The 4,410-nt window shown below is 56.7% G+C and carries 6 protein-coding genes and 1 pseudogene; 4 read left to right on the forward strand and 3 right to left on the reverse strand.

Going from position 1 to position 4,410, the window contains the following annotated elements; all coding sequences use genetic code 11:
- The first annotated feature begins 1 nt into the window (after position 1).
- The 4 genes from sctR to sctU are packed head-to-tail and all read left to right on the forward strand — an operon-like array spanning position 2 to position 2,775.
- Complete coding sequence (gene sctR, locus M0974_RS05315) at positions 2-631, forward strand: type III secretion system export apparatus subunit SctR (RefSeq protein ID WP_297833673.1); 630 nt, start codon at positions 2-4, stop codon at positions 629-631.
- A 6-nt stretch (positions 632-637) separates the two neighbouring features.
- Positions 638-901, forward strand: a complete 264-nt coding sequence (gene sctS / locus M0974_RS05320) for a type III secretion system export apparatus subunit SctS (RefSeq protein ID WP_297833676.1) — start codon at positions 638-640, stop codon at positions 899-901.
- Positions 902-907: 6 nt separating this feature from the next.
- On the forward strand, positions 908-1,702 hold the full coding sequence (gene sctT, locus M0974_RS05325; RefSeq protein ID WP_297833687.1) for a type III secretion system export apparatus subunit SctT: 795 nt from the start codon (positions 908-910) through the stop codon (positions 1,700-1,702).
- Positions 1,699-2,775: a type III secretion system export apparatus subunit SctU gene (gene sctU / locus M0974_RS05330; protein ID WP_297833679.1), complete on the forward strand. Its 1,077-nt coding sequence runs from the start codon at positions 1,699-1,701 to the stop codon at positions 2,773-2,775. The genes sctT and sctU overlap by 4 nt, the downstream gene beginning before the upstream one ends.
- Positions 2,776-3,267: 492 nt before the next feature.
- Here sctU and M0974_RS05335 read toward each other — a convergent pair whose 3' ends face one another.
- The 3 genes and pseudogenes from M0974_RS05335 to M0974_RS05345 form a co-directional block, all read right to left on the reverse strand.
- On the reverse strand, positions 3,268-3,609 hold the full coding sequence (locus M0974_RS05335) for a type III secretion protein HrpV (protein WP_297833682.1): 342 nt from the start codon (positions 3,607-3,609) through the stop codon (positions 3,268-3,270).
- A gap of 4 nt (positions 3,610-3,613) precedes the next feature.
- Entirely contained in the window at positions 3,614-3,823 is a 210-nt protein-coding gene (hrpT, locus tag M0974_RS05340; RefSeq protein WP_297833684.1) for an HrpT family type III secretion system protein, read from the reverse strand.
- Positions 3,820-4,410: pseudogene (locus tag M0974_RS05345) on the reverse strand (EscC/YscC/HrcC family type III secretion system outer membrane ring protein); the annotation flags it as partial. The gene hrpT and the pseudogene M0974_RS05345, both read right to left, overlap by 4 nt.

Genomic DNA, 4,410 nt, shown 5'->3' on the forward strand with positions numbered 1-4,410 from the left:
CATCTTGCTGGCGCTGTTTCTCGGTGCACTGTCGCTCATTCCGTTTTTACTGATTATCTGCACCGCCTTCTTGAAAATCTCCATGGTCCTGCTGATCACCCGTAACGCTATCGGCGTGCAGCAAGTGCCGCCGAACATGGCTATGTATGGCATCGCGCTGGCGGCAACCATGTTCGTAATGGCCCCAGTTGCGCACCAGATTCAACAACGGGTGCATGAGCATCCGCTGGAAATCGGCAGCAGCGACAAACTCCAGGCCAGCGCCGACACGGTCATGGAGCCGTTGCAGCGTTTTATGACGCGCAACACCAATCCGGAAGTGCTCGCGCACTTGATGGACAACACCCACCGCATGTGGCCCGCCGACATGGCTGACAAAGCCAACAAGGAAGATCTGTTAATTGCGGTGCCCGCGTTTGTGATTTCCGAGTTGCAGGCCGGTTTCGAGATCGGCTTTCTGATCTATATCCCCTTCATTGTCATCGACCTGATCGTATCCAACCTGCTGCTGGCGCTGGGCATGCAGATGGTCTCGCCGATGACCATTTCACTGCCGCTCAAACTGCTGTTGTTCGTGCTGGTCTCGGGCTGGTCGCGGCTGCTCGACAGCCTCTTTTATTCGTATATGTGAGGCCCTATGGAAGCGCTGGCGCTATTCAAACAAGGGATGTTTCTGGTGGTCATTCTCACCGCACCGCCATTGGGTGTGGCGGTATTGGTGGGGGTCATCACATCGCTGCTGCAAGCGTTGTTGCAGATTCAGGACCAAACCTTGCCATTCGGTATCAAGCTCGCGGCGGTCGGCCTGACGCTGGCCATGACTGGACGCTGGATCGGCGTGGAGATGATCCAGTTCATCAACATGTCCTTCGACTTGATCGCCCGTTCGGGTGGGCATTAGATGGCACTGCCATTCAGTGCCGAGGGCGCCTTTGAACTGATGCTCGGCATGGGCCTGGCCATGGCGCGAATTCTGCCGGTGATGATTCTGGTCCCGGCCTTCTGCTTCAAATACCTCAAGGGACCGCTGCGTTATGCAGTGGTGTGCGCGGTAACCCTGGTGCCCGCCCCCGGCATTGGCCGTGCACTGTCGATTCAAGGTGATGACTGGTTCGCGATTGCCGGGCTGCTGCTCAAGGAATCGGTGTTGGGCGTGCTGCTGGGCTCGCTGATGTATGCGCCGTTCTGGATGTTTGCCTCAGTGGGTGCGCTGTTGGACAGCCAACGCGGGGCCCTCAGCGGCGGGCAAATCAACCCGTCGCTTGGGCCGGATGCAACGCCGCTGGGCGAGTTGTTTCAGGAAACTCTGATCATGCTGGTGATCCTCTCTGGCGGCTTGTCGCTGATCACCCAAGTGATCTGGGACAGCTACATGGTCTGGCCGCCCACCGCATGGTTGCCGGGCATGACCTTCGACGGGCTGAATGTGTTCCTCGAACAACTGAACCTGACCATGCAGCACATGATGCTGTATGCCGCGCCATTCATTGGCCTGTTACTACTGATTGAAGCGGCCTTAGCGATCATTGGTCTGTACGCCCAGCAGTTGAACGTGTCGATCCTGTCGATGCCAGCGAAAAGCATGGCTGGATTGGCCTTCTTACTGATCTACATGCCGACCTTGCTGGAGCTGGGCAACGGCCAGTTGCAACACTTGCTGGACCTGAAATTTTTGCTGCTGAACCTGGTGCAGGTGCCATGAGCGAAAAAACCGAAAAGGCCACGCCCAAGGCCCTGCGCGACGCCCGAGAAAAAGGCCAGGTCGGGCAAAGTCAGGACTTGGTGAAGTTGATGGTCCTGATGGGAGTCAGCGAAACCACCTTCGCTTTGGCCGATGAAAGCGTAGCGCGTTTGGGTCACCTGATTACCCTGTCGTTTGAGCGCGTTGGTCAGCCGTTCATTCGCACCGTCGGTGAAGTGACCGGCGAAGCGACCACGGTGCTAATCAGTTTTATCCTGAGCAGTGTTGGCATGGCGATACTCATGCGCTTGGTGGGCAGTTGGATGCAGTTTGGTTTTTTGTTTGCGCCAAAAGCGTTGAAACCGGACCTGGCCAAACTCAACCCGTTCAGCAAACTGAAACAGATGTTCTCCGGGCAAGCCGTGATGACGTTGCTGTTGAGCATCCTAAAAGCCACCGCGATTGGTGCGGTGCTTTATGTGGTGATCAAACCGGCGCTGGGGACGTTGATCCTGCTGGCCGATACCGATTTAACGACGTATTGGCATGCGTTGATGCAGGTTTTTCGGCACATCTTGCGTACGATATTGGGTTTGTTGTTGGTGATCGGGTTGGTCGACTTTGGGATGCAGAAGTACTTCCACGCGAAAAAACTGCGCATGAGCCACGAGGATATCAAGAAGGAATACAAGCAGTCCGAGGGCGACCCGCACGTCAAAGGCCATCGTCGTCAATTGGCCCACGAGCTGCTCAACGAAGCACCCAAAACCCCGCCAAAACCCGTGGAAGATGCAGACATGCTGATAGTGAACCCGACTCACTATGCCGTGGCCCTGTATTACCGGCCGGGAGAAACGCCGTTACCGGTCATCCACTGCAAAGGCCATGACGACGATGCTCTGGCGCTGATCGAACGGGCCAAACGCGGAAAAATACCCATCGTGCAAAACATCTGGTTGGCGCGCACGCTGTACAAATCCAGAGCCGGCCGCCACATCCCCCGCACCACCCTCCTCGCCGTGGCACATATCTATCAGGTGGTTCGGCAGTTGGATGAGGTGACTGATGAAGTGATACAGGTGCATGATTTGTAAATGGAGGCCCTGCGGTCCTGCTGTTTTAGGGGCCAGGGTCAACAGCATGTTTTGTGTTGGCGTTGGGTTTTGGGCGGTGTATCCATTGTTTTTGGTTGCTGGGAGTATGGATTCGCTCTTACAGCGAGGAACCTTTTTCAAACGTCGGGGCGCCGAACCGCAAAAAGGTCCCGCCAAAAGGGCTTGCCCCACCATCCGGGCCCTCTTTCCGCAATTTGATATTCAATTCGCATCAGATCTCAAAGGCAGATCAAAAACCCTGTAGGAGCGCGCTTGCCCGCGATGGATCGCGAAGCGGTCCCAAATTGGCACATACAGCTAAATCTGCCAGATTTGCGTTAACCGACCTACGACTGCTGCGCAGCCGATCGCGAATAAATTCGCTCCCACGGCCTGCCGGCCAGAAGCCAATGTGCATACAGCAAGCAGCCCTAACGCAGACCAGCTTTTGACCTTGGCTCCTAAAACAGCAGAACCGCAGGGCCTTCATTCTCAATGATTCAAATGCCCCAACCCCACCAGCATCAATTCCCGCTCACGAATATCACCCATCGAACCCCCAAACTCCGGCGCCGCGTGCCACACAACGAAGTCGCGTTGCACGTTGAGGAATACAAAATAATCCGAAAACAGGTGTGCCTGAACAAAGCGCCGTTCCAGTGCATCGTGCATTTGTTGCGGCATCAGCGCGCGGCTGTCGATATGCAGGGCAATGCCCCAGTTGCGGTGTTCAGCCCGGCTGATGAACGATACCCCCGGCGCAACCGACCACATGGCAATCCGCTCCGCCACCACATGCGCATAGAACGAGGCTTTTTCCGACACCTGAATCATGTATTCAATCCCTTAATGGCACGACAGTGAAATCGGGTGTTTCATCGTTGTCGCCGAGACCTTGGCGCATGTCCGGAGACCACCAGATTACCAACTGGTTTTGCGCAGAGTCCGGCCGTTTACAGGCATCCCCGGCACACCCCGCCGACTTGCTCGCACACCCCGCCACTGTCGACAACACCGCGAACACCAACACGTACCGAGTCATCGTCATGGTTTAGCTCCCTTGAGCAGCGAGGTTCGAGCCTGCGCTCCGTTTTTCAGCGCTTCGGGCTGACGCATGGCGATATACACTTCGCTTTCCTCCCCCGGCTGCAACCAGGCGTGCGGCCAGGCGCTGACGCCCATGGACCAGCGACCGCCGCAGCTGCTTTCATCAATTCTTATCGGTTGGCTAGACGTGTTCCGTGCAACCACCACGGCGATGCCCCAGTCTTTCTGCACATACCATTGCGAACGCTGGCGATCCATTTCGACGCCTAGGCCCGGATCGCACAGCGTGTCCGCTACGAAAGGCAGGGTGTCGCTGGAACGGAAGCCCGCCGGTGCCACACCATCGACCAATTGGATGAACGCCTGCTGGATATCGCCACGGGTGGGCATAACGGCGCCGTCACGTCGTGAGCCGATGCGTTTGACGGCTGCGTCGACATCGTGCGGGTTGCCGTTTTCAACGTAGCGCGCCGGGTTGACCTGATCACCGATCAGTCTCGGCGTCAGAATGAACAAACGCTCACGCTGGCTCAGGTCACGTTTGTGCGAACGAAACAGCAGTTTGCCAATCCACGGGATATCGCCAAG

Source organism: Pseudomonas sp., from assembly GCF_026224925.1.
In the GTDB taxonomy this organism is placed as follows: domain Bacteria; phylum Pseudomonadota; class Gammaproteobacteria; order Pseudomonadales; family Pseudomonadaceae; genus Aquipseudomonas.

Bases quoted from the DNA above. Each gene is read 5' to 3' on its own strand.
- sctS (WP_297833676.1), top strand. From the start codon at position 638: ATGGAAGCGCTGGCGCTATTCAAACAAGGGATGTTTCTGGTGGTCATT.
- sctU (WP_297833679.1), top strand. From the start codon at position 1,699: ATGAGCGAAAAAACCGAAAAGGCCACGCCCAAGGCCCTGCGCGACGCC.
- M0974_RS05335 (WP_297833682.1), bottom strand. From the start codon at position 3,609: ATGATTCAGGTGTCGGAAAAAGCCTCGTTCTATGCGCATGTGGTGGCG.
- hrpT (WP_297833684.1), bottom strand. From the start codon at position 3,823: ATGACGATGACTCGGTACGTGTTGGTGTTCGCGGTGTTGTCGACAGTG.